Origin of the sequence: Collinsella stercoris DSM 13279 (genome assembly GCF_020735465.1) — a bacterium.
In the GTDB taxonomy this organism is placed as follows: domain Bacteria; phylum Actinomycetota; class Coriobacteriia; order Coriobacteriales; family Coriobacteriaceae; genus Collinsella; species Collinsella stercoris.
This window is the reverse complement of the sequence record NZ_CP085935.1, coordinates 2,256,181-2,282,936: the sequence shown is the minus strand read 5'-3', so window position 1 is coordinate 2,282,936 and position 26,756 is coordinate 2,256,181. Positions and strand designations below refer to the sequence as shown.

The 26,756-nt window shown below is 61.1% G+C and carries 27 protein-coding genes and 1 tRNA gene; 5 read left to right on the top strand and 23 right to left on the bottom strand.

The genetic code is table 11. The features are described from left to right. Positions 1-477: 477 nt before the first annotated feature. Both LK434_RS09695 and LK434_RS09690 read right to left on the bottom strand, forming a co-directional pair. Positions 478-1,341, bottom strand: a complete 864-nt coding sequence (locus LK434_RS09695) for an HD domain-containing protein (protein ID WP_006720646.1) — start codon at positions 1,339-1,341, stop codon at positions 478-480. A 51-nt stretch (positions 1,342-1,392) separates the two neighbouring features. Continuing rightward, positions 1,393-2,157: a glycosyltransferase family protein gene (locus tag LK434_RS09690; RefSeq protein WP_006720645.1), complete on the bottom strand. Its 765-nt coding sequence runs from the start codon at positions 2,155-2,157 to the stop codon at positions 1,393-1,395. Positions 2,158-2,396: 239 nt separating this feature from the next. Here LK434_RS09690 and LK434_RS09685 point away from each other — a divergent pair, with 239 nt between their 5' ends. Next, entirely contained in the window at positions 2,397-3,098 is a 702-nt protein-coding gene (locus tag LK434_RS09685; RefSeq protein ID WP_227917741.1) for an IS1595 family transposase, read from the top strand. A 229-nt stretch (positions 3,099-3,327) separates the two neighbouring features. Here the strand turns inward: LK434_RS09685 and LK434_RS09680 are convergent, their stop codons facing one another. The 15 genes from LK434_RS09680 to LK434_RS09610 form a co-directional block, all read right to left on the bottom strand. Continuing rightward, positions 3,328-4,515, bottom strand: coding sequence for an ATP-grasp domain-containing protein (locus LK434_RS09680; RefSeq protein WP_006720642.1), 1,188 nt, complete (start codon positions 4,513-4,515; stop codon positions 3,328-3,330). Between the two features lies 1 nt (position 4,516). After that, positions 4,517-5,893, bottom strand: coding sequence for a Gfo/Idh/MocA family oxidoreductase (locus LK434_RS09675; RefSeq protein WP_006720641.1), 1,377 nt, complete (start codon positions 5,891-5,893; stop codon positions 4,517-4,519). After that, entirely contained in the window at positions 5,890-6,996 is a 1,107-nt protein-coding gene (locus LK434_RS09670; protein ID WP_006720640.1) for a pyridoxal-phosphate-dependent aminotransferase family protein, read from the bottom strand. The genes LK434_RS09675 and LK434_RS09670 overlap by 4 nt, the downstream gene beginning before the upstream one ends. Positions 6,997-7,038: 42 nt before the next feature. Next, positions 7,039-7,860 carry a LicD family protein gene (locus LK434_RS09665; RefSeq protein WP_006720639.1) on the bottom strand — a complete coding sequence of 274 codons (822 nt, stop codon included), beginning with the start codon at positions 7,858-7,860 and terminating at the stop codon, positions 7,039-7,041. Between the two features lie 23 nt (positions 7,861-7,883). Beyond that, positions 7,884-8,234, bottom strand: a complete 351-nt coding sequence (locus tag LK434_RS09660; protein WP_040360870.1) for a hypothetical protein — start codon at positions 8,232-8,234, stop codon at positions 7,884-7,886. A gap of 4 nt (positions 8,235-8,238) precedes the next feature. Further along, complete coding sequence (locus LK434_RS09655; RefSeq protein WP_156777680.1) at positions 8,239-9,507, bottom strand: oligosaccharide flippase family protein; 1,269 nt, start codon at positions 9,505-9,507, stop codon at positions 8,239-8,241. Then, positions 9,476-10,783, bottom strand: a complete 1,308-nt coding sequence (locus LK434_RS09650) for a hypothetical protein (RefSeq protein ID WP_006720636.1) — start codon at positions 10,781-10,783, stop codon at positions 9,476-9,478. Before LK434_RS09650 ends, LK434_RS09655 begins: the two co-directional genes overlap by 32 nt. After that, complete coding sequence (locus LK434_RS09645) at positions 10,770-11,840, bottom strand: glycosyltransferase family 4 protein (protein WP_040360867.1); 1,071 nt, start codon at positions 11,838-11,840, stop codon at positions 10,770-10,772. Before LK434_RS09645 ends, LK434_RS09650 begins: the two co-directional genes overlap by 14 nt. Before the next feature lies 1 nt (position 11,841). Then, positions 11,842-12,357 carry an acyltransferase gene (locus LK434_RS09640; protein ID WP_227917740.1) on the bottom strand — a complete coding sequence of 172 codons (516 nt, stop codon included), beginning with the start codon at positions 12,355-12,357 and terminating at the stop codon, positions 11,842-11,844. A 2-nt stretch (positions 12,358-12,359) separates the two neighbouring features. Beyond that, entirely contained in the window at positions 12,360-13,541 is a 1,182-nt protein-coding gene (locus tag LK434_RS09635; protein WP_006720633.1) for a UDP-N-acetyl glucosamine 2-epimerase, read from the bottom strand. A 4-nt stretch (positions 13,542-13,545) separates the two neighbouring features. Further along, positions 13,546-14,763, bottom strand: coding sequence for a polysaccharide biosynthesis C-terminal domain-containing protein (locus LK434_RS09630; protein ID WP_006720632.1), 1,218 nt, complete (start codon positions 14,761-14,763; stop codon positions 13,546-13,548). Then, positions 14,763-15,812: a polysaccharide biosynthesis protein gene (locus tag LK434_RS09625; RefSeq protein WP_006720631.1), complete on the bottom strand. Its 1,050-nt coding sequence runs from the start codon at positions 15,810-15,812 to the stop codon at positions 14,763-14,765. The genes LK434_RS09630 and LK434_RS09625 overlap by 1 nt, the downstream gene beginning before the upstream one ends. Beyond that, positions 15,813-16,586, bottom strand: a complete 774-nt coding sequence (locus LK434_RS09620; RefSeq protein WP_006720630.1) for a WecB/TagA/CpsF family glycosyltransferase — start codon at positions 16,584-16,586, stop codon at positions 15,813-15,815. Continuing rightward, positions 16,587-17,417 (bottom strand): sugar transferase, encoded by an 831-nt coding sequence (locus LK434_RS09615; RefSeq protein ID WP_227917739.1) that lies wholly within the window; start codon positions 17,415-17,417, stop codon positions 16,587-16,589. It abuts the gene before it with no gap. 148 nt (positions 17,418-17,565) lie between these two features. Further along, the gene (locus tag LK434_RS09610; RefSeq protein ID WP_006720627.1) at positions 17,566-18,144 is read right to left on the bottom strand and encodes a transcription termination/antitermination NusG family protein; all 579 of its coding nucleotides are present in this window, start codon (positions 18,142-18,144) and stop codon (positions 17,566-17,568) included. Positions 18,145-18,481: 337 nt separating this feature from the next. Here LK434_RS09610 and LK434_RS09605 point away from each other — a divergent pair, with 337 nt between their 5' ends. After that, the gene (locus LK434_RS09605; protein WP_050754962.1) at positions 18,482-18,841 is read left to right on the top strand and encodes a helix-turn-helix domain-containing protein; all 360 of its coding nucleotides are present in this window, start codon (positions 18,482-18,484) and stop codon (positions 18,839-18,841) included. A gap of 740 nt (positions 18,842-19,581) precedes the next feature. Here the strand turns inward: LK434_RS09605 and LK434_RS09600 are convergent. The 5 genes from LK434_RS09600 to LK434_RS09580 all read right to left on the bottom strand — a co-directional run bounded on the left by LK434_RS09600 (position 19,582) and on the right by LK434_RS09580 (position 24,241). Continuing rightward, complete coding sequence (locus LK434_RS09600) at positions 19,582-20,139, bottom strand: transcription repressor NadR (RefSeq protein ID WP_006720624.1); 558 nt, start codon at positions 20,137-20,139, stop codon at positions 19,582-19,584. A gap of 49 nt (positions 20,140-20,188) precedes the next feature. Further along, a complete protein-coding gene (gene nadC / locus LK434_RS09595) occupies positions 20,189-21,040 on the bottom strand; it encodes a carboxylating nicotinate-nucleotide diphosphorylase (protein ID WP_006720623.1) in 852 nt (283 codons plus the stop codon). A 39-nt stretch (positions 21,041-21,079) separates the two neighbouring features. Then, positions 21,080-22,486 carry an L-aspartate oxidase gene (locus tag LK434_RS09590; protein ID WP_006720622.1) on the bottom strand — a complete coding sequence of 469 codons (1,407 nt, stop codon included), beginning with the start codon at positions 22,484-22,486 and terminating at the stop codon, positions 21,080-21,082. A gap of 26 nt (positions 22,487-22,512) precedes the next feature. Next, on the bottom strand, positions 22,513-23,505 hold the full coding sequence (nadA, locus tag LK434_RS09585) for a quinolinate synthase NadA (RefSeq protein WP_083784198.1): 993 nt from the start codon (positions 23,503-23,505) through the stop codon (positions 22,513-22,515). Positions 23,506-23,653: 148 nt separating this feature from the next. Then, positions 23,654-24,241: a uracil-DNA glycosylase family protein gene (locus LK434_RS09580; RefSeq protein WP_006720620.1), complete on the bottom strand. Its 588-nt coding sequence runs from the start codon at positions 24,239-24,241 to the stop codon at positions 23,654-23,656. 145 nt (positions 24,242-24,386) lie between these two features. Here LK434_RS09580 and trxA point away from each other — a divergent pair, with 145 nt between their 5' ends. The 3 genes from trxA (at position 24,387) to LK434_RS09565 (ending at position 26,024) form a co-directional block, all read left to right on the top strand. Further along, positions 24,387-24,707, top strand: coding sequence for a thioredoxin (trxA, locus tag LK434_RS09575; RefSeq protein WP_006720619.1), 321 nt, complete (start codon positions 24,387-24,389; stop codon positions 24,705-24,707). 289 nt (positions 24,708-24,996) lie between these two features. Then, positions 24,997-25,905 carry a peptidoglycan-binding domain-containing protein gene (locus LK434_RS09570; RefSeq protein ID WP_006720618.1) on the top strand — a complete coding sequence of 303 codons (909 nt, stop codon included), beginning with the start codon at positions 24,997-24,999 and terminating at the stop codon, positions 25,903-25,905. A gap of 45 nt (positions 25,906-25,950) precedes the next feature. Further along, positions 25,951-26,024, top strand: a tRNA-Gln gene (locus LK434_RS09565). A gap of 90 nt (positions 26,025-26,114) precedes the next feature. On the opposite strand, the gene LK434_RS09560 is transcribed toward LK434_RS09565, so the two are convergent. Next, positions 26,115-26,516, bottom strand: a complete 402-nt coding sequence (locus tag LK434_RS09560; protein WP_006720617.1) for a type II toxin-antitoxin system HicB family antitoxin — start codon at positions 26,514-26,516, stop codon at positions 26,115-26,117. Positions 26,517-26,756: the final 240 nt, after the last annotated feature.

The following is a 26,756-nucleotide window of genomic DNA, read 5'->3' as shown; positions in this document are numbered from 1 at the left end:
TACGAGGGCTCGCTCGCGGGCCTTGGCGCTCCGGCGCGCAGAGGAGCATCGCCTGGGGAGGTCGCGCCGCCGTTCGGCGCGGATCCTTCGCGCGCGGGCGCGCTGGTGTGCGAAGAAGCGCCGGGCTCGGCCATGGGTGCATGCAGCGGATCTTCTGTGATCGGGCTTGTGGGAGCCGCGCCGGTGTGCGCACCGGTATTCGGTATGCCCGTCATGGGGTTGACGGGGGCGTGCCCCGACCGTCTCGAACTCCACTCGCTCTTCCGCATGGCCCCTCGCTCCCGGGCGCATCGCCGCAGGCGCCCCTATCGTCGCATTGTGCTCGCATTCCATTATGGCCAAAACGGACCCGACCCATGTGGCCCCGCGTCACATTAAGTGAGGATTAAGCCCGCCACCTCAGAAAGGGGACAGGCGCTAACTTGAGGTCGGGCCTCGCGGCACGCGACTTCAAATTAGTGCCTGTCCCTTCGAGGGTTAGTAGGCGTCCATCTGACGGCAAATCGTATTCCAACGGGCACGCGTCTGCTCGTTGGAGAAGTCCGACGCAAGGCCAAAGGGGCGGTGCAGGAGCTCGCCCACATACCCAAGCGAACGCAGCACATCCCGCGCAGTCGCGTGCTCCAGCTCAAAGACCAGGCAGATTGCCCCCACCAGCCCATCGAGGCTTTCCGGTCGCTCGTTGCGGGCAAGGCAGCGGCGCTCGGCAAAACCCCACATGGCGACATCGGAAATGGTCCCCGTCGCGAATTCCCGCGGCTCGATGCCGAGCACCGCACGGCAGCTCGACTGCGAAAAAACGCGCAGAATGTCGATCTTGTCGGCGTCCCGCACAATGGTGCAGAACAGGCGCTCGCGCGGAGTGAGGTCATCGGGGAGCGAGAGGTCGCTATGCAGCCCCACGGCGCGCACGATAACGGGCGCCCACTCGGCGTCGCGCGTAAAGGACGCTAGGTCACCCCCGGGATACAGATCGATGACCGTCGCGTCGTCGACCCTCCAAAGCCGTTTACCCCGGCAGCCCTCCACGGGCCCTTCGAGAATATACCGGCCCAGGGCAGCATGGGCGCACGACCGCGCGTCGTTAAACGTGTCCCAATGGCGCAGCTGCTCAAAGCGACCGATATCATGCAGAAGTCCGCACAACCACGCAAGGTCTACGTCGCGCGGCTCAAGGCTCTCCCCCCGGGCTATCGCATCGCAGGCGTCGGCAACCCGGTACGTATGCTCCACCTTGAGCGCAATGCGCTCGTCATCCAGATCGAACTGAGAAACATACGCGCCGAACGCGCGCTTTGCATCTGCCCGAGAAAACGCCGTGCTCGCCTGGCCGTCACTCATTTCACTCACCTCTGCCGTTCGCCCCCCAGCGCCCCTTGGCACGCTCAAACCTCAGATTAGTGCCTGTCCCTTTTCTGAGGTGAACTGGGCAATATCAACCATATTCGCCGAGTATTCAAGGATGAACAAAAGGCACGTGCCCAAAACCCAAATCTTGCCCTCGGACTTCAACCGCTTGTTCTGAGCCCGCAAAACGGCCTCATGATCCACATCGTTATAAAAGGCAGCATTGTTCCCCTCGAGACTCTCGCCACATATCTGCAAAGCCTTAAGAGCAGTCAACGCGATGATTGCATCGACGTCGGACCTTTTGAACTCCCTCTCGAAATTCTGATACTTTGACTCGGCAGCAACTATGGCCTTGTAGCGAAACACGTCTTCTAACGCAACCGCCCTGTTAAGAAAGTCCCCATCCGGCATTTTGCGGAAGTGCTTGCAAGCCTCCACCATAGGGTAATTAACGTACAGCTTTCCGTTATCCGTGCTCTCGTTAAAATAACGCTGCATTTCGGCCAGACGCTCCGGAGAAAACCTGTTGTCCTGAGGTTCATAATCAAAAACCAGCAGCACGTCTGAATAATTCTGGTCAAACAGCCACCTGTCTTCCGCCGGAGCCCTCTCCTTGAGCACGCCGAGCAACGTCAAATCGTCTTGAGCTCCATCGGCAAACATCCTTTCATAGAGCTCGTAAATGTTTGTCCCATAGGGGACAATCTCGTATTCAAGATCAAGACGATAGCAGGCAAACAGCGCCCGGAAGAGACTGACCTCTTGCTTTTTACCCTCGACGACGAGCAGAATCCTTTTTCTAGACATCAAACTCTCCCGCCTTATACAGCTTCTCGAGATTGTGGCCCTCCCTCAATTCCCTGTTCGTGGCATTTGCAGCGGAAGTGATTCCGTGGTCAGAAAGGATGTAGAGGCAATCAGGCCGCAAAACCTTGTTACTGAATAAATCGGTATTGTGAGATGCACAAATCACCTGACGCCCTGTTTGGCACTTAAAATAAGGGGCTTGCCTAGTTTAGGGGCCGGAAAGGCTCTAGAATTAGGCCATGAGCAGCAAGAAGGCACCGAAGAACAAGTACGTCAAAAACTCGCACCTCTCGGAGCGCAAGTTCAGGGAGCTGCTGAGGCTCTTCTGCGCCGATGTCACGGCGCTCTCGGCGGCCTCCCTGACGGGCCTCAACCGCAACACGGTCAACCGCTACTACGGCATGCTCCGCGTCCGGATCGCCGAGATTTGCGAGGCCGACAGCCCCTTCGATGGCGAGGTGGAGGCCGACGAGAGCTACTTCGGGGCCAGGCGGGTGAGGGGCGTCCGGGGGCGCGGGGCGCGCGGCAAGACCATCGTCTTCGGGCTGCTCAAGCGCGGCGGCAGGGTCTACACGCGGATCGTGCCGGACGTCACCAGAAGGACGTTGATGCAGGTCATCGAGGGGAAGGTGTCCAAGGACTCGACCATGTACACCGACGGGTTCGCGTCCTACGACGGCCTGGTGGACTGGGGCTACCGCCACCACTACCGCGTGCGCCACCGCGAGAACGAGTTCGTCGAGAGGGGCAACCCGGGAAACCACATCAACGGCATCGAGAGCTTCTGGGGCTACGCCAAGAACAGGCTGGTAAAATACCAGGGGATACCCAAGGAGGACTTATACCTCCATCTGAAGGAATGCGAGTTCAGGTTCAACATGCGGGGGCGGGACATGTACAAGTTCATGCTTCGAGAGCTCCGCGAGAGGCCCCTAAACTAGGCAAGCCCCAAACTTTATGCCGTCGCTGCAAGTCGATTACAAACAGGGTGTCGGCAAAGTTCGTGGCCGATTTAATTCCAAGCGGAGACCGCCCCTCCATCAACATCGCTTACGCCAACATTTCCGACGCAATCCTTTGGAAAACGCATTGCACCATAATTTCCAACGCTACCGATTAAGCGCCCGTAAATCATTTTCGGCACTCAGATTGAAAGGCCCCTTGAAAGCCTTAGCCCATCTGGACTCTAATCAGCCCGAGGGCACGGTCGCAATTTGCCAAAGCCTCTTCTTTTGAGCTTCCGCAAGCGACTACGGAGGCGAAACGAGCAGAATCGTCAACAGCCTTCCCATAGCGCTCCCCAATAGTGCCGTGGATTTCAACGTGGATGACGCCTGCGGAATTCTCGGCAGACTCGATGCCATCCAAGGCGGTCAGCAGGCCTTCGCTCGCAGGCAAAAACTTGGTTGCAACGCATTTGCCGCTATCACCGTATTTCAACCCATGAATCCGCTCACCCAGCGCCAACCTAATCACGGTTTCGACCATATCGACACCTGACACGGAATTCCAGATGAGGTGGGAGGTGATCCAATCCCCGCCAAGTCGAGCACCGAGCTCCACCATCTTAGGACCGTCGGGAGTCAGCATAACTTCGGCATGCGCCGCGCTATTCCTGAGGCCGACTGCCAACACGGCGGAAGATGCGAGGTCTGATATTGCCTTGCGCTGATCAAAGCTTAAGCTTGTCGGCTGGCTATGGCCGATTTCAAAAAAGTTTGGCGCGCCCGAGGTTAATTTATCTGTTACTTGGAGAACGTGAGGCTCACCATCCGACACAACGACCTCAACGCTGACTTCTGGCCCCGTCATGCACTCCTCGACGAGAACATCTCCAGAAATGCCAGCCCCAGAGGCCTTTACAAGGGCGTCCGCGAGCTCTTTGGGGGACTGAACCAGATTCACGCCCCTGCCTCCGGCGCTATCCGTGGGCTTGGTGATAAGTGGATACGGGAAAGGAGGCACAAAATGATCGAGTTCCGCCTTTCCAATAACGGCAAACGAAGGGTGCGCGACGCCCTCTCGCGCGAAGCACTTGATCATACGATACTTGTCGGTTGAATTAAGCGCCGCCTCCACAGAATTACCCGGAAGCCCCAGCTCCTCGCAAAGCCGCGCAACAGTGACGACGGAGGTATCGCAAGCGCCGCTCACGATGCCATCGGGCTCAAACTCGCGAGCTACCGCGAGCATGGCATCATAGTCCCTTATCGAGCCCTGGAAAAAGGCGTCAGCAAGTGATGCGGCGGGGGCATCTGGGCTAATATCGGCTACACCCACATACAGCCCCATGGACTTTGCTCTTTCGATTACCGGTTTTTGAAAAACGGGACCCCCCAGAAAAAGGATTCTCTTCATTCTATCCCTCCATATACCTCACGTTGGAACCCAGCCCGAACGAACCTATTACTTCGCAGGTTGCACGCGTTATCTCACGCCCGATACCGCCCTCCCGGCGTAGGGCCTCCTCACCGTCCAGTCCCTTGGCCATGGACTCGATCATCCTTAAGAAGGCGACCCACTCGAAGCGGATTCCCTCTCCATCCAGTTGATAGAAATAGCGTCGATTATCAGCTGGATCCTCGTAGCGAATCTCAAAATAATCGGTTTTCCACCAAGGTGCTGGAACGTACACGTATCCCTTCGTGCCGGAAACCACGAGGCTGCCCTCCGATTTCGCACCGGCACCAACCTTAGCGCTGGCAACAGCCCCAGGAAATTCGATATCAATCCGTGAGAAGTAATCGAAGGAGGCATCCCTCGATTCGCAAAGCGAAGAAATTCGCACAGATTCCGGCCTAGAGCCCAAAATCTGGAAGATCGGAAGCAGGGCTGTCGGGCCCCACGCCTCCATGCTGCTCCAAGCGGTTTTGCGGCTCAGGGAGTAGGGGGGACGATTCGTATTAAGATTCGTGCACGTGACATCAACCGACACCACGTCGCCGATTCGCCCGCCGGCAATAAGAAGCAACATGCGCGCGAAGGCAGTCGAGTACGCAGTTCGCAGGGAATCCATCAACACCAAGCCGCGCTCATCGGCGAGGGAGAACAATTCATCGCACTCTGCCGAGCTTTTCGCGATTGGAGACTCGCACATAACGTGCTTTCCCGCCTCAAGCGCCCGTTTCGCCTGATCGTAATGACAATCTGGATGCGAATGGATATACACAACATCCACCGCATCGAGCATCTCGTCGTAGTCATCCGTGATGAGCGATACGCCTAGAAGGCCCTCTTCCAACAAGCTTCTATCGTTGGCGCAAATCGCCACGACTTCCAAGCCGTTCACCAGCCCGCACTCGGCGAACACTCGATTCATATAGTCCGTGTAGCCCACCAAGCCGCAGCGAAGCCGTTTTGTGCTGCGAATCTCGGTTGAAGATACGCCGCGGGTACGCTCGAGATAAACGACCCTGCAATACTCTTTAAGATAATCGAACCGACCCGCCCAGTCAGAGCCCACAGTGAAAACATCCACGCCATAGCGCTTGATGTCATCGATCTTCTGGCCCTCATACTCCTCGACAATTATCTTGTCGGCCAGACCAGTCGCCCTCACCGCAGCGACTCGCTCCTCGAGCGGCTGCTGGACGTTGATCTTTCCACGTTGCTTGTCGAAGTCATCAGAGGTGACACCCACGATTAGATAATCACCCAAAGACCTAGCGCGCTCCAGGAGACGAACATGACCGCGATGCAAGTGGTCGTAAGTCCCATAGGTTATGACCTTGGTCATCCTCGGGCCCCACAGTCGGAAGCGTCGAAAAGACGCGAGCACGCCGCCGTCAACGCTGCGATTAGCAGCGCATTGTCCGAGAGCGGATGCTCTCCGATGTGCCCAACTCTGAAGGAGACATCGGCGGACGCCCCTCCATTGGGACACAGCCAGATCCCATACTCATCCTTGAGGATGGCAAACAGGGATTTCGCAGAAACATCAGGGCTCTCGATATACGTCACGGCGTTCGAGGGAGATGCCAAACGCATCTTGAAAGGCAGGCCGGAAGCCGCAAGGCGCTCACGAAAATCTTCAGCCGTCTTGGCGCAACGAGCAACCTCCGACCCGGCACCACCCGTCAGGCTGATAGCATCGAGCCTCTCGTGAATTTGCAGAATCGTAGTCACTGCAGGAGTGAACGGAGTCTGTCCACGCTCCTGGTCCGATAGCATGACACGAAGGTCCAGATACATGCACGGTTGGTTGAGTCTGCCCACGCGCTCGATCGCGCGCGGCGAAAGGACCATCGGAGCCACGCCCGGCGGACAAGCCAGCGCTTTCTGGGCATCGGTGATGAGCACGTCCGCGCCCATCTCCTCCATGTCGAACGGATCGGCGAGGAAGGAGCTGATCCCATCAACGATCAGGAGCAACCCGTGCTCACGGCAAAAACTTCCTATGAGCTCGGCATCATAAAGAATGCCTTGCGAGGTCTCGCCCAGGTTAACCAAAAATGCCGTGCACCCATCGGTATCCACGGCAGCTAGGTCCGCCTCGGTTAGCGGGGTTCCGGGCTCAAGCACGATGGGAACGTTGGTGATGCCGTGAAGGTCAAGCATGCCACGAAACCTATGACCAAAGCTACCGCCATCAACGACTATCGCCTTATCGTTTTCCGAATCGAGCAAGCCCATGACAGCAGCTTCCATGGCGCCAGTGCCGGAGCACGTCGGGAACACAGCTCGCGAACCCTCGGGTGCGCAAGCCAGCCGGCAAAGCAAGCGCTCGCTCTCGAGCATGATCTGAGAAAACTCAGGCGTGCGGAAATAAGGGCTGTCTAAGGCACCGATGGCCTTAACGGCAGCAGATGAGGGCACAGGACCCACGGCGAAATTTAGCATACGCGTTCCTCTCTCTAGCGAATCGAGCTTATGCGGGCGCGCTCATACGCGCCATGCCTTGATGCAGTGCGTCCGCCGCTCCTCCTCGGGTGGCAGCTGCATGTAGTCGCCGTAGAGCTCGTTGAGGAACTCGTCCCAGCAGCACATGCAGGGCAGCAAGTGCCCCTCAAACTCCATTTCCACGGTTGCCTCGTATCCATCCTTGGGAAGCGTCCAGAGACCGCTTTCGCCACCAACGAGACAGCACACCCTCCCAGCGCGCTCGTAACCGGGGTTGGACACGGCATCGGCAATGGCGTGAAGCATTTCACCCCGCGGGTCGCCGAGCCTTAAGAGGGCGCCGCACGCGGTCTTCAAAACCCTCCGAAGGCCGCGCTCGGCCTGATGATTCACGGTCGCCCATACGTTTCGTCTAGTCGTCCTGTGAACAGCCTTCCACGTTTTCAAAGCCTCATCAAGATCGGGGGAAATGCCATCAACTGGAAAGATATCGATCCACAGCATCTCGTCCATGCGGCCCTCATACGAGGGCTCCTGGGCACGGATCTTATCCGTGCAGAGCTTGCAGAACCCAAATGCGAAGACGCTGTTCAGAGCATTCACCAAATGAAGGCCTTCGGGCAACTCCCCATCGAGGGAAAGCAGGCGCTCGTAATCCGGGCGCGGCATTGACACATCCAAATCGTCGTCCCATGGGATGAACCCCTTATGACGGACCGCGCCAAGCAAAGTCCCGGAATCGAGCGAGTAGCGAAGCCCATGCACTTTACAGAAATCATCGAAAAGCAACAGCAGCTTAAGGAGCTCCTCGTGCACTTCCTCGAGCGACAGGTACACGCGCCCGTCATCCACGGCCTTAGCCATAGCCAACCTCCTATAGAACGGAATCAAAACACCAGGGCGGCGTTGTCACCGCCACCCGCGATCCAACGCCCGTCGACCAACATGACCGGACGCACTTCTAGAGACATCTCAGGGCCAGGGAGCGCCGCACGGGCGCCCAACGCCGAGACCACAAGATCGAGCGGGGAGGCGTCGATGGAACCCCCGTCCCCGCCGGATGCGTGGTGTCTAGGCCCCTCGGCGATCCTCCGGCGGTCACCGATCTTCACCATCAGGGAGGAGTAGCCCTCGATGACGGAGGGAGCAGCGGCGTAAAGCAACCATGAAGAAGAAGCGGGCTCAAAGGACGATTGCCCAGATGCGCACTTCCAGGCAGAGAAAGGTCTCTTCTCCATTTGCCTACAACCCCTCCCTCCCAGCGTTAAAAGCCCTCCAGCACTCGTACGCCCTCAGGGCGCACATCAGAAACTCGGTGCCGCTCCTGATAAGCGCGAACAGCGCGACCGAGGCGTGCCCCGAGGCTGCCGCAGCGCAAAGGGCAGCAACGCTCGCGAGAGACGACACCACAGTTGTCCTGGTGAGCTCCTTGACCCTGCCCATCGCACCGAGGACCGGCCAGCCAATCAGCATCCCGTAGAACGAGAAAACGAGCACAGGGGACACGATCCTCAGGACGTATGCACCGGGCAGGTACTCCGGCCCGCCCAAGATGAGGACGATCGGATCGGCGATTACGAAGAAGAGGGCCGTGCCACCGAGGATGAAGGGAACCGAGAGCTTGAGGAGCCGCTTTGCGAACCCGAAGTCCCCGCCCACGACCATATGGGGGTACAGGCTGTTCGTTATGGGGGCGTACAGGGCCTGCACCGCGCCGACCGCCGTCATCGCAAGCGACCAGTAGGATATCTGCGCGGGGTCGGGAATGGACACGCCTATGATCAACGTCGTCAGGCCGCTGAAGGCGGTCGAGGCCATGTTCGAAAGGCAGTAGTACCCAGACGTCGCCAACTCGCGAGCGACCCTGCGCCCACCCGCCCAGGAGATTCGGAGGCCGAATAACTTTCGGGCTGCCGCGAAGGACCAGACGAGCGCTATCGCGCTCGCGAGGATGTCCAGAACCGGAACCCAGAGCAAGTCTGCCGCAGAATGGACGAAGACGAACGTGAGGGCCGTCGACGCGCCCTTTGAGACAAGGTAGCGCAGCGTGATGGGCGCCATGCGCTCCTTGCCCTGGAACAGGAAATCCGGAGCGAGCGCGCGCCCGCACACCGCAAGGTAGGCCAACGAGGCGTACAGCGCGTTCTCGCGCATAATGGGGATGAAGAACCCGATGACCGCGCAACCGGCGCCCGCGACCGCGCACAGCAGGATTCTTGCCTGGGTAATAGACCCGACGACGGCACCCAGTTCCTCGTCGTCGCAGGCGGCGGCCACCTCCTTCGTCCCCGACAGATTGAAGCCGAAATCGACGAACGTCTGGGCGAACGTCATGAATGAGACGACGTAGGCGTATACGGCATAACCTTCTGGCTCGAGGACGCGCGTGAGGTACGGGAGCGTGATAAGTGGAAGAAGGTACTTCACCGCCTGCAGGCCGTATTGCCACAGTGCATTCTTGTAGAAAGCCGTGTGATTGTTAGACATTGACTTCGGCTTCCCGCTCTTCACAAATCACAGCATCGATGCGCTTCCTCTGTCCATAACCGATTCCAGCCCCGATGATGACACCGGCTGAAACGGATACAGGTGAAACGAATGCAGCAGAAGCAGTTGACTGTATAACAAGGTATACAAAGAGCAAGAGCGTCATCGCATACATCGCCTTGTTCTGGCAAAACAGCCCCTCAACCTCTCTATAAAGAATCACTAGGGTGCCTATATAGCAAAGCGTGCCCAACACACCTGATTGTCCAAGTACCATCGGCCAGAATGTGTCAGAAATGAACGTATCAGCCCCGGGAAGGTTCATGAGCCCATAAATCTGATTCAGTCCGTACGCATAATAAACCGGAGAATAATAAACTCTGGACATATAGCTTCCGAACGATCCAAATCCTGTCCCCAAGGGAAAATAGTCTGATGCGATTTCGAAAGATGAGATTGCCAAGGCACCGCGGGCTGTACTTGCATCTCCGAAGTACACCATGATTTGCTCCCACGCGATTGGCGTTATCACGATTAAGAGCAAAACATAATTCCATTTTGAAAATCTCCTGTCACGTACAATCGCAGTGTAAACAAGCATTACTGCAAATATCGCAGCCGCCAATGCTTTATACCGGAGAGTGAGAGCTATATTCAAAACCGCGAGCAGCAGCCAAAACCCCTCTCCAACCGTTCGCCTAAAGCCCCCAATCATACCCAGCGCGAGAAGAACAACCTGTGCGCCAGCAAGATATTCTGAGTGAGAGAAGAATAACCTCGGTATCTGAAAACCAAACCTGTATTCTTGCCCCGGAAAGACATGAGCCACCATGTTAAACAGAAGAAGAACAGTAAGGACAATTGTTAGAGTTCTGGCCAATTTAGACAAAAAAGTAAACAGCAATTCAGAAAAGTTCTGAGAAACCGAGTACCCCAAAAAGATCGCAAAGTAGAATTTAAGGTTAAGGAACGCATCACCCAGTACAGCAACCATGGGTTGTACCGGATTGACAATACAACTAACGGCTCCAAAAAACACATACATGATCAGCAGGGGTTCAAAGCTAGTCGCCCAGCGCCTCCCGGGAATCATCCGGCAGGCCAATCCCGCGCATGCGACTGCCTCGTCGAAATACCCTGCCATCGGCAAAGCACCAGAAATGGGGTCTTCAAAAACAAGCAGTACGAGCGCAATAGCAAACAGCAGCTCAGAAACGCGTATATCACCGATATTGATGCTGCCGCTTCTCCTATCACCAAGAGAGCCGGTACTGCGCAACGTCTGGCTAAAGCCCCGCATAAATATGCCCCAATTCGGCAATGTTCTTTTCGATACTAAATTGTTCGCTTACCATCTCTCTGGCGTTGTGACCGATTTCCGCCCGTAAGTTAGGCGACTCGAGCAGGTCACCCAGCCTGCTTGCAAGAAGCTCTTCGTCGCCAACCGGCACCATAAAACCGTTTTTCCCATCTTCAATTACCTGTGGAATACCACCGACGGGTGTTACGATGCACGGAAGTCCAAACGCCATCATTTCGAGCATGCTCATGGGCATCCCCTCATTGCGAGACGGCAAACAGAAAATCCCACTATCTCGTATAATGGCTTCCTTCTCTTTGCCATCAATCCAGCCGGTGAAATCGCATTGGCCAGCAATTCCCAAGGAATCAGCTAACGCTTGATACCGCGCCACTTCCCCATCGCCGCAGAACCTGTATCTCACCTCGGGATACCTTTGCGTCAACTCCGCCGCGGCGCGCAAGAGCACGTCAGGGCTCTTGTTCGCATCGAGACGTCCTAAAAATAGGACGTCTCGATGCGAACAAGGCGTACACGGATCTTCCGGTGCTTTCACGCTGTTGTGCAAAATAACTATCTTATTTCGGTCGCAAACGTTCTCCGCAAAGTAGTCACGCCACTCCTCAGAGAGCACAATCACACAATCAGCTAAACCGAAGGTTTCCTTTACGTTTCGGCGGTACGCTTCTCCACTCTGCTCGAAAGTCACGGCAAACTCTCCGTCGTGGTCGTGAAGAATGACCCGCTTTCCAGCCTTGTGCGCCAAACGCGCCATAATTGACTTGCGCCAGTATGAACCGCACGCGCTAATGTGCAGGTGCACAATGTCATACAAGGGCAGCATCTTTTTGAAAGTGACCAGGGTCTTAATAAAGGACCAGGATTTCCCAATCTTGGTAAATCCCAAACCCGTCCCCAGATATTCGAAACTGTCACATATCGCGGGAAGACCGCCCTTGAAATAACCATCCACCACGGAAACAATTCCTCCATGGAGGGATAAGTCAGGGCCAATCATCAAGACCTTGGTGGGCATATGCGCAAATGAAGCAGCCATGTTAATCCTTAAACCGCGATCCTATTACGCGGGCGGGTATCCCCCCCCAGATGGAGAATTCGGGCTGGACATCCTTGGTGACGACGGCGCCCGCAGCCACGACGCAGTGGTCGGCGACATGGACGCCCTTCAGAAGGGTCACGCCGGAGCCCAGCCACACATCGCTGCCGATGACGACGTCCTGGTCGTTCTCGGGCAGCTTCTCGGCATCGGTGATCGACATCATGGGGCGGTCGAGCACATCGGTTCGGTGGTCGCCGGTGATGACGGTGAGGTTGGGCCCGCTCATGACGTAATCCCCCACCTCGATCTTGGCGCGGGAGGTGATCAGGGTCGCCCCCGGCCCCAGGTAGATGTCATGGCCCATGTGGATGTTCTCGACGCCCGCGATCTCGAAACGCCGACCAATAGAGACGTTCTCGCCGCACGATGCGAACGAACGCTTGAGGCACGGGGAGAGCACGAGCTTGTTCCAGGCGCGGGAGGCGCCGTCGAGAAGTCTGTACAGGAACTTCATGCCTACCGCTTCCTCCACACCATCTTGTCCACGATGCCGGTGTAGGACTGGATGATCTTCACGACCTTGGTGGACACGTTCTCGTCCGCGTAGTCCGGCACCGGGGCCTGGGGCAGCGAGCCCTCCCCGTCGAGCGCGACGGCGGTGCGCACGGCGTTGAGCAGGCCGCGCCCGTCGATGCCGGCGAGCGTGAAGCACGCCTTGTCGAGCGCCTCGGGGCGCTCGGTCGAGGTGCGGATGCAGACCGCCGGGAACGGCCTGCCGATGGAAGCGAAGAAAGAGCTCTCCTCGGGCAGCGTGCCGGAGTCTGAGACCACGCAGGACGCGTCGGACTGGAGGCGGTTGTAGTCGTGGAACCCCATGGGCTCGTGCATGCGCACGAGCGGGTGCAGCTCGAAGCCCGTCTCCTCGAGGCGCTTGCGGCTGCGGGGATGGCAGCTGTAGAGGATGGGCATCCGGTAGACCTCGGCGAGCTTGTTGATGGCGCCGAACAAGCTCTCGAAGTTCTCAGGCGTGTCGATGTTCTCCTCGCGGTGCGCGGAGAGAAGCATGTACTTCTTGGACTCAAGACCGAGTCGGACATGAATATCAGAAGCCTCAATCTTATCGATATTGGCGCGCAGGACCTCAGCCATAGGCGAACCGGTCACATACGTGCGCTCAGGCGGCAGGCCGGTATCTTTCAAGTAGCGACGAGCGTGCTCGGAATAAGCAAGGTTGACATCCGAGATAACATCCACAATACGGCGGTTGGTCTCCTCCGGCAGGCACTCGTCCTTGCAGCGGTTGCCCGCCTCCATGTGGAAGATCGGGATGTGCAGGCGCTTGGCCGCGATGGCGGACAGGCACGAGTTGGTGTCGCCGAGGACGAGCAGCGCCTCCGGCTCGACCTCCCTCATCAGGTCGTAGGAGCGCGCGATGATGTTGCCCATGGTCTCGCCGAGCCCGTCGCCGACGGCATCTAGATAAACATCGGGATCATCGAGCTCGAGATCGCGGAAGAAGATGCCGTTGAGCGTGTAGTCGTAGTTCTGCCCGGTGTGCGCCAGCAGGCAGTCGAAGTGGCGGCGGCACTTCTTGATGACCTCGGAGAGGCGGATGACCTCCGGGCGCGTGCCCACGATGATGAGCAGGCGCAGGCGGCCGTCGTTGGCGAAGGAGACGTCTGAGTAGTCGGCTGCCATGGGGCTAGACCTCCTCGAAGTAGGTGTCGGGGTCCTCGGGGTCGAAGGGCTCGTTGGCCCACATGACCGTCACGAGGTCCCTGGAATCTGACAGGTTCTCGATGCAGTGGGTCGCGCCGGGCGCCATCTCGACGACCACGGGGTCGTCGCCGGAGACCCGGTACTCGTCCACGGGGAACGGCTCGCCGTCGGCGTCGAGGCCCACTCGGCGCATGCGGATGGACGCCTCGCCGGAGACCACCAGGAACCGCTCCCACTTTGAGCGGTGCCAATGGTTCCCCTTGGTGATTCCGGGACCGCTCACGTTGACGGAGACCTGCCCGCGCTCAGGCGTGCGCAGGAACTCGGTGAAGGAGCCGCGCCCGTCGCGGTTGGCCTTGAGCGGGTAGGCGCGGGATCCCTCCCCGTAGTAGCTCTCGAACGCGCTCCAGAGCTTCTTGGGGAACGAGTCGTTAGCAAGATTCGGGACCATAAGGTCATCGCGGCTCGCCCTGAATGACTCAAGTAGCGAAACGATCTCCCCCAGCGTCGCGCGGTCGGTGGGGCGGCAGGCGCAGAAGTCCCCGCCCTCGACCTCCTCCAGCCCGTCGTAGCCGCAGCGGCTCTCCTCGCCCAGCAGGGCGGAGAGCATCTCGTCGACCAGGTCGTCGATGTAGAGGAGCTCCAGCTCGACGGAGGGGTCGCTCACCGCGTAGGGCCGCCCGTTGGCGATGGCGTCGCAGAACGTCGCCACCGCCGAGTTGTAGTTTGGGCGGCACCACTTGCCGTAGAGGTTGGGGAACCGGTAGATCAGCACGCGCGCGCCCGTGCGCCCGGAGTACTCGCGGAAGAGGCGCTCCCCCGCCAGCTTGGACTCGCCGTAGGCGGAGCCCGCGTAGCGCCCGGCCAGGCTCGCCTGCGCGGAGCTCGCGAGCATCACGGGGCACGCGTTGCCGTGGCGCTCCAGCGCGGCGAGGAGGTCGCTCGCGAACCCGAAGTTGCCCGCCATGAACTCGGCGGGGTCCTCCGGCCTGTTCACGCCGGCGAGGTTGAAGACGAAGTCCGCGCGGGCGCACATGGCGTCGAGCTCCTCCGCCGTGGTCCCGAGGTCGCACTCCATGACCTCGAGGGGCAGCAGGGCCCGGAGGCGCTCCCGGCGGTCCCTTCCGTCGCGGATGGCCTTGAGGGCCTCGCAGAGGTTGCGGCCGACGAAGCCCGCCGCGCCGGTGACCAGGACGCGCATCACTGCACCGCCTCGCGCTCGCGGCCCTCGAGGGCCAGCCGCACGTACTCGGCGGTCTTGATCTTCGCGACCGTGCCCGCGACGTCGAGGCGCTCGGTGTTGTGGGAGGTGTAGGCCTCGTCGGCCTGGGTCTTGACGTCGCCCTCCACGAAGAAGCTTTCGTAGTTGAGGTCGCGGCTGTCGCACGCGACGCGGTAGTAGTCGCCCATGTCCTCCGCCCTCAGGCGCTCCTCGCACGTCATAAGCGTCTCGTAGAGCTTCTCGCCGTGGCGGGTGCCGATGACCTTGACGCCCACGCGGCCGAAGACCTCCTGGACGGCCTCGGCGAGGTCGCCGATGGTTGAGGCCGGCGCCTTCTGGATGAATAGGTCGCCGGGGTTGGCGTTCTCGAAGGCGAACTGCACGAGGTCCACGGCCTCGTCCAGGTTCATGAGGAAGCGGGTCATGTTGGGGTCGGTGACCGTGAGCGGCTCGCCGCGGCGGATGCGGTCGATGAACAGCGGGATGACGCTGCCGCGCGAGCACATGACGTTGCCGTAGCGGGTGCAGCAGATGGTGGTGCGGCCGGCGCCGTTGCGGGCGTTGGCGTAGATGATGGACTCCATCATGGCCTTGGACTTGCCCATGGCGTTGATGGGGTAGGCGGCCTTGTCGGTGGACAGGCACACGACGCGGTCGACGCCCTCGTCGATGGCGGCGTGCAGGACGTTGTCCGTGCCGATGACGTTGGTGCGCACGGCCTCCATGGGGAAGAACTCGCAGGAGGGCACCTGCTTGAGGGCGGCGGCGTGGAAGATGTAGTCCACGCCGTGCATGGCGTCGCGCACGCTCTGGGCGTTGCGGACGTCGCCGATGAAGAAGCGCACCTTGGAGGCGAGCTCGGGGCTGCGCTCCTGCAGGCGGTGGCGCATGTCGTCCTGCTTCTTCTCGTCTCGGGAGAAGATGCGGACCTCCTCGAAGTCCGTGTCCACGAAGTGCTTGAGCACGGTGTTGCCGAAGCTGCCCGTGCCGCCCGTGATCATGAGGGTCTTACCTGCGAACGAACTCATCTACTTTTCTCCCTTTTTTCTCTTGCTCCCCGCGAGCTGATAGAACATGAACTTCGTGTTGGTGACGAGGTACCTCTTGAGCAGCCTTCTGGGCTCTTGGATGAGGCGGTACAGCCACTCGAGGCTGAGGTCCTGCATCCAGATGGGCGCCTCGGGCGTGATCCCAGCGAGGATGTTGAAGGCCCCGCCCACGCCGATCATGAGGCCGTCGATGCGCCCGCGCATGCGATAGCAGAACTCCTCCTGACGAGGCGCGCCGAGAGCGACCCAGACGAAGTCCGGCCCGGTGCGGTTGATGCGCCCCGCCAGCTCCGCCTCCTCCAAGGGAGTCATGTCCCTGAACACGGAGGGCTCGCAGCCGCAAATGTCGATGCCTGGGTAGTCGCGCTCGAGCGCCTCCACGAGGGCGTCGAGGTTCTCCCGCGTGTTGCCGTAGAGATAATGGCGGTACCCGCGCTCCGCAGAGACCTCGAAGACCTCCCGCATGAGGTCCGGGCCGGCGACGCGGCCCATCGTCGGGACCGCCCTCCTCCCCACGACGGAAAGCGGCTTGCCGTCGGGCACCGACATGAGGGACTCGGCCTGCACGCGGTAATACGCCGGGTCGTCGTGGGCCATCACGGTCGTATGGGCGTTCGACACGCAGATGTACTCGCCCCTGACGGAGTCCAGGTTCTCGCTGATGAACGAGAGGGCGTCGCCCATGTTCGTGGCGGTGATGGGGACGTCGATCACCGGAGTGCGCGCGAGGCGCGGGTCAGACGGGTCGTGCATCTACGCCGCCCCCTTCCCGGTGAAGACGACCGCGATCGTCTGCAGGATGATCTTCAGGTCCATGGACACGGACCTGCGGGCGATGTAGCCCAGGTCGAGCCGCACCATGTCGTCGAAGTCCACGTCGGAGCGGCCGCCCACCTGCCAGGGGCCGGTGAGGCCGGGCTTCACCGCCAGGCGCTGCATGGCCCACTCGTCGTACTGCTCCACCTCGCGCGGCAGCGGAGGGCGCGGGCCCACCACGGACATATCGCCCAGAAGCACGTTCACGAACTGCGGGAACTCGTCGATGGAGTGCCTGCGGATGAAGCGGCCGATGCGCGTGACGCGCGGGTCGTCCCTCATCTTGAACATGGGCCCCTCGACCTCGTTCTCGGCCAGCAGGGCGTCCTTCATCTTGTCCGCGTCCTTCACCATGCTCCGGAACTTCCACATGGTGAACTCGCGCGGGCGGCCGTCCGCGCCCATGCGGCCCACGCGCCTCTGGCCGTAGAGCGGGCAGCCGGGGCTGTCGATCGCGATGGCGGCGCACAGGATCGCGCCGGGCACGAGCCCGACGGCGATGACCGCGGCGGAGAAGGCTATGTCGAAGGCGCGCTTCGCGACGCGGTAGCCCAGGCGCTCGCGGTCGTAGGCCTCGGCGCTGCGCATGAGCGAGAGCCTGCGCACCGAGCGCTCCCCGTCCTCGGCGGCGCTGCGCGTGCCGGCCACGGGCGTGTGGACGGGGGCGGCCACCACGCCGTCCTCGCGGCCTGCGGCCATGCCGTCCTCGGGAACCGTGCCAGCGCCCGAGGCGCCGCTCTGCATCTCGTCCATGCACTCGCTACTCATGGCTCACCACTTCACGCCCGCACAGATCCGCTCCGCAGCACAAAAGAGCGAACAGGCACGGCCCGTCCGCCCAGCTCGCACGCGCAACCTCGTTGCAGGCAGCGCCTATGCCGATTTTTTCTAGCAAGGAGCTAGCCCCCCCCCTGATTCACGCAACACCCCTTTCAGGTGCGGTTTCGTGCTCGATGCGAAGGTCACGCATCAGCCACTTCTCCTTGGAAAGAACGCCCAGGCCAACGCGCGTGGTCACCACGCGGCCACACATGTTGACCTCGAGAATCGCAATGCTCTTACGACGCCAGATCTCCTTGACCATGGCCTCGTGGCCCACCAGCGGGCCGCCCGTCACCACCACGCGGTCGCCGTCCTTAACGCCAATGCTCATGGGCACCACGCGCTTGCCGGGGCTGGTAAACGACCCAATGACCTCGACCTCGGCGGGCGCCAGCGGCACAAACTCATTACCCTGTGCAAGCAGGCGCGCGAACTCCGGCAAATCGCGAAGCACGGCCTCAAGGCCCTCCGGGTCGTTGGTGACGGCGATGAGGTAACCCGGAAGCAGCGTTTTTTGCACGGGAACCCAGCGGCCGCGGACCTTGATCTCGGTCTCGTATTTAGGTGAGAACACTTCTTGCAACAGGGACTTGGGCACCACGCGCCCAATGAGCGAGGCCATCGAGTCCTCGCGGCCCTTCATTACCTGAATCACATACCACTGCACGCGCATCACCGCCTTCAGAACATTCCTATCGAGCGGGCGGGGATGCACGTCTACGGCTACGCCGACCGACCTTGTGGCCGGTTTTGAACCTCTATGCATTCCCCAACCCATCGAGGTCTGCTCTTGGCACCACGTCGACAAGCGGGTATGGACAACTCCGCGCGGCGTGCTCTGGGCAACACCGGGCGGCTCGCTCAATCAACCCCGAGGGGTCGTTGAATTGATATCGATAGTTTACTCTGAGTAAACCTCTTGCGCCAACATTCGCAATAAATTTACTAACACAAAACTTACGCCGCAAAACCTGACAGCGTGTCTCCTATGACCAAACTAGGAGGTACCAATGGGTGAGCGAAACAAAACTCGGCTGGCACAACTGCGCCGCGCACGAGGACTCACCCAGTCCGAAATCGCCTACGATCTTGGCGTGAGCAAGGCGACGTACAGCTCGTGGGAGAGCGGGCGCATCGAGCTTGGCGCCGCGCGGCTCGTCGCGCTGGCGGAGCGCCTGTGCTGCACGCCCAACGACATCCTGGGGTATGGCCACGAGCCCAGCGCGGCGCACGGCGAGCCCGAACGCTACGAGGCCCTCACCGCCGAGGAACTCCACGCGCTCAAGCTCTTTCGCTCGTGCCCGCCCAACATTCGCCACGACCTCCTCGACATCATGCAGACCACGGTAAAGGGCTGGCGCATCGGGTAGCGGCGGCCCAGCGGCCTGCGAGCGCCTTTCAAGCGAGCGCCGCGAGTGTGAGCATCCCGCGAGTGTGCGCTTTTCCAATGTTTCAACACCCTCAAACGTTGGGAAAGCGCACACTCGGCGCAAGTACGAACGCGCGGACGCACGTCTTTGTCGTCTTAGCCAGCGAAGCAACTCCCACGGAGCAACTCACCACCGGTACAGCTCCCACCGGAACAGCTCCCACTCGCACACACTTGAGGCCCGTAAACCTCGCGGCGGGGTGTTGCTAATTAAAATGTGCGGGGTTTATCCGGGCGGGCCGGGTAGCGGGCACTCTTTCGCCACTTTTTCCTGCGGAAATGGTCCCGGAAACGATCGCTATACTCGGATCCCCCCGGCTAAACCCCACACATTTTGCATGCCGACCCCGGGCGTCAGCGGAGCTTGCCCACGTGTCGCTCGGCTAAACCCCACACATTTTGCATTCCGGCCCCTACGGGCTACAGAGCGAATCGGCAGCGGGCGCCCACGTAGTACTGACGACCGATGCACATGGGGCGATCCTGGTCGTCGGCAAACCAAGCATTCAGGAAGAGCAGAGCGAAGCGGTGGCGGGTGCCTAAGGTAACGAGCGCCCAACATGGTGCGGTCGACGTTGCGGCTCCGCACCATGCCAAAGCCCAACGAAGCGGCCTCAAAAAAACGAAGCGGCCTCAAAAAAACGAAGCGACCCCAAATTGGTGCCTGTCCCTAATTTGAGGTCAGCCGTCCAGGTTGTCCTTCTCATACGGAAGCACCTCGGCCAAAAAGCCCTTGGCAGCCAGGACCTGCTCAATGGCGTCGAGCGCCGCCTCGTTGTCGGCGGAAATGCGATGGAAGTGGTAGCCGCTCGTCACCGTCATGAGCGGCGTGCTCTTGCCCGTGCGGATGTCCTCAAGATACCGTTCGATGCCCGTCCGGCTGCGAATATCGAGATTGGCGGTGATCTTGCCGTACGCGCGATGGTTCACCATGACGCTCTGGACGGTTCCGCCCAAATCGACGATGGTTTCGAGCTCCTCTTCGAGCTGATCGACGGTATGATGAACCTTGATGAGGCGCGTGGGCACCGATTGCTCGGACGCGCCCTCGCGCAGCACGTACCCGCGGTTGGTCGCCACGATGTCGTGACCGTCGGCACGCAACAGGGCGATGTCCTGCACAATCACCTGCCTGCTCACGCCCGCGGTCTTGGCAAGCGAGGTCCCGCTCACCGCGCACCGAGCGCCGCGCAGGCACTCAAGAATCGCATCTCTTCGCTCATGCCCCATCAACGGCATCTCCGCACCTCCCGTCTCGCATCGACTCACCAGCCACACAACGCGCGAACTACAGCAGGCGCAGGTGCTTGAGCGAAAGATCCAGAATCGGGGCGGAGTGCGTCAGGGCGCCAGACGAGATGATGTCGACACCAAGATCGGCTAGCTCGCGAATGTTGCCGGCGTCCACATTGCCCGAGGCCTCGACCATCGCGCGGCCATCGATCACGGCAATCGCCTCGGCCATCTGCTCGCGAGTCATGTTGTCGAGCATGATGATGTCCGCTCCGGCATCCAATGCCTCGCGCACCATGTCCATGGTCTCGCACTCGACCTCGACTGTGCACACGAACGGCGCGTGGGCGCGCGCCCCCGCCACCGCCGCCGCAATGCCACCGGCAGCGCCGATGTGGTTGTCCTTGAGCATCACGGCCTGCGACAGGTTGTAGCGGTGGTTGTGCCCGCCACCCGCCTCCACGGCCGCCTTCTCAAAAATGCGCAGGCCCGGCGTGGTCTTGCGCGTGTCCACCAACATGGTCTTGGTACCCTCGAGCTCCTTGGCCATGGCGTGCGTGTACGTGGCAATGCCGCTCATACGCTGCAAGAAGTTGAGCGCCACCCGCTCGCCGGAAAGCAGCACGCGCGCATCGCCGCGCACGGTCCCCAGCAGCTGGCCGGCTGTGACCTCATCGCCATCCGCAACAAGCGCTTCGAACGACGTTGCGGGGTCGAGTAGCGCGAAGGTGCGCTCAAACACATCCAAACCCGCGATGACGCCCGACGCCTTTGCGATGAGCTGAACCTCGGCCTTGCGCGGACCGGGGCAAACGGCCTCGGTCGAAAGATCGCCCGCGTTCATGTCCTCGCGCAGGGCAAAGCGAATGATGTCGTCGGCAACCAGATTCATAGTGATCGGATTCATGCACAGCTCCTTCCATGCGCAAACGGGACCCGCTCCCTTTTACGCATCCAACACGACGTCGATGTTGAGCCGCCAGCCCGCCTGGCCAGGCAGCAACCGATGAACGCCGTCGAGCGCGGGCTCGCCCGCAGCCTCGACCTCCAAGCTCGTGCCGGTGGCCATCTTCCATGCGGCGCGACGCGCAAACACCAGCGACTCGAGCAGCGAGTTGCTGGCCAGCCGGTTGCGCCCGTGAACGCCATTGCACGCGGTCTCTCCCGCCGCATACAGGTGCGGCATGGTCGTTGCGGAATCCCGGTCGACCCACACGCCGCCCATAAAGTAGTGCTGCGTTGGAACCACGGGGATGGGCTCGCACAGGATGTCGCGCCCCTCCTCCAGGCAGTGCGCGCGAATGTTGGCGAAATGCGTCCGCGCCGCCTCGCGATCGACCGGCTCAAAGCTCAACCACTCATGCTCAACGCCCTCGTCGCGCATCTCGTCCTGAATGGCGCGGGCAACCACGTCGCGCGGCTGCAGCTCATCGGTAAAGCGCTCGCCGGCGTGGTTGAGCAAAATCGCGCCCTCGCCTCGACAGCTCTCAGAAATCAAAAACGTCCGCCCGGGCTTGTCCGAATACAGCCCCGTGGGATGAATCTGCACGTAGTCGAGGTGCTCCTGCTCAATGCCATACTCGCTGGCAAGGAAGCACGCATCGCCCGTGAGCTGGGGGAAGTTTGTCGAGTGCTGATAAACGCCGCCAATGCCGCCCGTGGCGAGCAACGTGTTGGCCGCTCGAATCTCAAACGGCTCGCCCACGCCCTCGGGACGTGCAGGCTGCGCCGCGTCCGTCTCGCCGCGGAGCTCCTCGATGGTCGCCACGGAGGCCTCGGCAGATACGGGCACCGCTCGCACGCCGCGGCACACCATGCCGCAACCGCCCTCCGGTTGCTCCTCGTCGCCGCCCGACGCCTCTTCGGTGAGCAGGTCAATCACGGCGACATGCTCGAGAATCGTCACGTTGGGCAGACGGCGCACCGCCGCCAGAAGCGTCTCGGTAATCTCCTTGCCCGTCACGTCGGCCTGGAACACGATACGCGGACGCGAATGGGCGCCCTCACGCGTAAAGGCAAGCCCACCGTCCTCCTCGCGGTTGAAATCGGCCCCCAGCGCCACCAGGTCGTTGGCCACCGAGCGCGACGAGCGGATCATGATGTCCACGCTCTCGCGGCGGTTCTCGTAATGGCCGGCGCGCAGCGTGTCCTCAAAGAACGCATCGTAATCCGCGCCTTCGGGCAACACGCACATGCCGCCCTGGGCGAGCATGGAATCGCATTCGTCGAGCCGCCCCTTGGAGAGCATGATGATGTTCGCGGTCTCAGGCAAATTGAGCGCGGCGTACAGGCCGGCCACGCCGCAACCGGCAATCACCACATCGCACGTCATATCCGTGTACGAGGTCGCCATCGCGCGACTCCTTTCGTGAAATCGAGCTATCGCGCGGCGTACTCGAGCATGCGGTCGAGCGTTGCCTGGGCCCGCTGCGCAGCGGCCTCGTCAACGCCGATCTCCACCGCGCCCGAGCCCGTCTCCAGGCAGCGCACGAGCTTTTCGAGCGTGATGCCGTCCATGTCGCCGCAGGTTGGGGGCGTGCGCGTCACAAAGAACCGCTTGCCCGACGCGGCACAGCGGCGCTCGAGCTCATAGAGCACGCCCTGGACCGTCACCACGATGAACTCCTGCGCAGCGCTCTGCTCGGCATACGCGATGATGCCCGCCGTCGATCCGATGTAGTCCGCCTCCGCGAGCACCGCGGCGGTGCACTCGGGGTGTGCGAGCACGAGCGCCTCGGGGTGCTCGCGCTTGAGTTCCTGCAGCTCAGCCAGCGAGATCGCCTCGTGGCGCGGGCAGCAGCCGTCGTTCAGGATCACGTGCTTTTCGGGCACCTGCTCGGCAACGAACCTGCCCAGGTTGCGGTCAGGGATGAACAGGACGTGGCTCTGGGGCAGCTCGCGCACGATCTTGACCGCGTTGGACGAGGTCACGCACACGTCGCTCCAGCTCTTGATCTTCATGGTCGAGTTCACGTAGCACACCACCGCCAGGTCGTCGCCGTACTCGGCGCGAGCGGCGTCGATGGTGGCGCGCTGCACCATGTGCGCCATGGGGCAATCCGCGGCCGGCTCGGGCAGCAGCACGGTCTTGGTGCGATTGAGCAGCTTGGCGCTCTCGCCCATAAACTCCACGCCGCACAGCACGATGGTCTGCTGAGGCAGCGATTTGGCGAGCTTTGCCAGGTAAAACGAGTCGCCCACGTAGTCGGCGACGGCCTGGACCTCGGGCTCCACGTAGTAATGCGCGAGAATCACCGCATCGCGCTCCGCCTTGAGGGCCTCGATCCGCGCGCGCGTCTCGGCAGGCACGGCGCTGGCGCGCTCAAGCGCGGTGGGTTCCATTACCGCAGGATTCTTCGTCGTCTCCGTCATGACGTCCTCCCGACGAATCGTGTCTTGTTGGAGGAAGTATGGCACTGCACGACGCAACTGACAAGACAGGTGACAAGACAGCAAAATAATCCGACGAGAGCGGGCCCACGCACTCACCTTCGAGCACGCCCCCGCAGCGGCACCCCCCCTAGTACGGGGCGCCCAGCGGGGTCAACTGCTTGAGGTACGCCCACATGCGCTGCTTCTGCGCAGGGTCGGCAAGCGAGGCCTCAAAGCCGTCGAGGGCCAGCACGCGACGACCGAGCACGGGTGCGACCAGCCCCGGCTTGAGCATGGCGGTGTCAAAGTCCTCAATAATGGCGAGGGCATCCGCATAGGTCTCCCGCAGGGCGTCCGCAGCGGCATTGTCTAGCAAAACGATCGCCTCGGGATCCAGCGCCTCGACCGCCTCGCGCAGCATATCAACCGGCAAGGGCTCACCCGCCTGCGGGCAATCGGCAATCGAGGGGTCCGCCTCTCCAAACACCGTCGCGAGGGTGCAGAAATCCTGGGGCTCCCATCCAATGGCGGAGAGCGCCGCCCGCAGCGCGCGGCCGTCCGCACCGGACAAAAGCTCAGCCCCCTGCCGCTCATCCACGTTGAGATCGCCCTTTACGAGGAGCACGGGCGAGAAGGCGTTGCCGGAAACCCTCACGCCCCGTGCTTGGAGCGACGCCATCTCCTGCTCGACCGCCGCAGCCAGAGCCTCTTTGCGCTCGCCCGTCGTGATTGTCATGCGCTCCCCCTTGCCGGCATCGCCTCATTCATGTGAAAACATTCTAGCGCTCTGTGTAACGCCTACGCGCGTGTGGGTATAACGACCTCGATGAGAACAACCCTCGCGCCGCTCCGGCGCGAACCTACCCATACAGGAGGCTCTTATGGCCAACATCATCGAAGCAAACGCCGCCACATTTGACGACCTGCTTACCAACGACCTGCCCGTTGTCATTGACTTCTGGGCGCCGTGGTGCGGCCCGTGCCGCATGCTCTCCCCCGTCGTCGACGAGATCGCCGGCGAGCTGGAGGGCAAGATCGTCGTTGCCAAGTGCAATGTCGACGAGAACCAGGACCTCGCCATGAAGTACGGCGTTATGTCCATCCCCACCATCGTGATGCTCAAGGGCGGTTCCGAGGTCATGCGCTCCGTTGGAGCCGTGCCCAAGCCCAAGCTCAAGGGCGATATCGAGGCGAATCTCTAGGGTTTCATCTCCCCCTTGCGAACCCCGGTGACGCGCAATCGCGACAACCTCGCCGTTCGCCCCACCCCCGCGGCCGCGCCTTCCCCCAGGCGCGGCCGCTTTTTGCGTTATGTGGCCCTACATGCCGCGCGGAGCCCCTGTTCAATCGGCTCAGTGGAGCTTATGCGTGCATTCCCCAGGCTTGGTACACTGTAGAGTGTATGTCGCGCGGCGCAGGTGATTCCGCGCGCTCGAAATCCCGCGCACTGCGTTCTGAACCGCGATGCGCAAGGTTTGTTAGGGGATCCGCATGGAGTCCATTGCACAGGGAATGCAGGGGCCTGCCGTCGAGGACGTGCAGACGCGCCTGACCTCCTTGGGATATACGATTGACGAGGCCGAGACGTCCGCAAAGGAGTTCGGCACCACTTCCGCCGCCGCCGTGCGCGCGTTTCGCGCCAGCCAGGGCCTCGAGCCGGGTGACGAGGTTGATGGCGCCGCATGGAGCGCCCTAGTCGACGCGTCCTATAAGCTGGGTGACCGCACCCTGTACCTGCGCTTGCCCAACTTCCACGGCGCAGACGTGCAGGCACTGCAGCGCGCCCTCAACACCCTTGGCTTTGCCTGCGGCGTCGACGACGGCTTTTTTGGCCCGCACACCGAGGCGGCGCTCCAGCAATTCCAGGAGAACGTGGGGCTCTTTGCCGACGGCATGGCGTTCCAAGACACGTTCGCCTACATCAACCGCCTGCATCACGTATGGGAGGGCAAGCCCTCGGTGATCGACGTCGAGGCCGAGGCGCGCATGGGCTTTGCCCGCGCTGCGAACGTGCTCGAGAGCTGGCACATCGCCATTGGCGGCGAGGACGCCATCGCGCGCAACGTCGCGTCGCGCGTGTGGAACATCGCCTCGGCAACCACCGACGGTAGCGGCATCGTTTTGTACGATGACACCGCGCCAAAGGACGTGGACCTCATCGTCGAGGTCGCCTCCGACGAGCTGCCCGAGGATGCCGAACCCCGCGCCACCATCGCGCTTGCCGAATGCCAGAACCTCTCTCTGCGCATCAAGACCGCCGTTGCCGCCGCCACCTCCAAACCCATCCTGCTCCGTATCGAGCTCACCGGGATCACGGAGTACGGCATGTTCACCGCAAGTGATGCACAAACCCTGGCGGTTCGCCTGCTCGACGGTTTGTGCGATGCACTGAGCGACTAGGTACGCTACACTATAACGGTCGCGCTGTTACGCGACCACCGCGATTGGGGTATCGTCCAGCGGCAGGACCCTGGTTTTTGGTACCAGTTACGGGGGTTCGAATCCCTCTACCCCAGCCAAAAAGGTCACAGGCCGGAGTGCACGCGCGCTCCGGCCTGTTTGCTTAGATGGCCCCGAACGCCCCAGCCACAGACACCCGACGTCACTCGCTACACCGCCAAACGCTGGCGCAGCCCTTCCTGCAACACCTGAGAGAAGTTCTCCCCGTTCTCCATGGCAAGCGCGTTGAGCCAAGCGGGCAACGTCACTGTACGTGTGACGGACTTATTCACGTTGGCCATGCGAATGGACGGCATGAACACATCAACGAGCACAGCACGCTCGTTCTCCTCAACCTTCACATCGTTGACATGCGAGGGAACGGGCAATTCCTCCCCATCCTGCTCCATGCCAAAAATGGTGATACCCAACAGCTCTCGCGCGCTCATGAGCGCGTCGCCCTCATCCACGCCGCTCGTTGCCACATCAAAATCCGGGAGGGTCACGGCTATTTCGCAATCGGGCTCATACGTAAATACCGCAGGATAAAAGTACCGGTCATCTTTCTTCATGCAAGGCTCCTTTCGGATACACGGGACTACGGGAAACTCAGGCCCCACTGCCTCTCAATGCACTCCCCATGGCTTTACGCTACTCCTCCCCTGATGAGGGCTGCAACAACTCATGCAATCAGTGCAATGAGGGCTTAGCTACCGAAAGTCGAACGGCGGCTAATTGGAATAAACCGATGCCGCCGCGAAATAAACTAGGGCACTTCAGACGGCGAACTCGCCCTCTTGAAATAAGCGGTC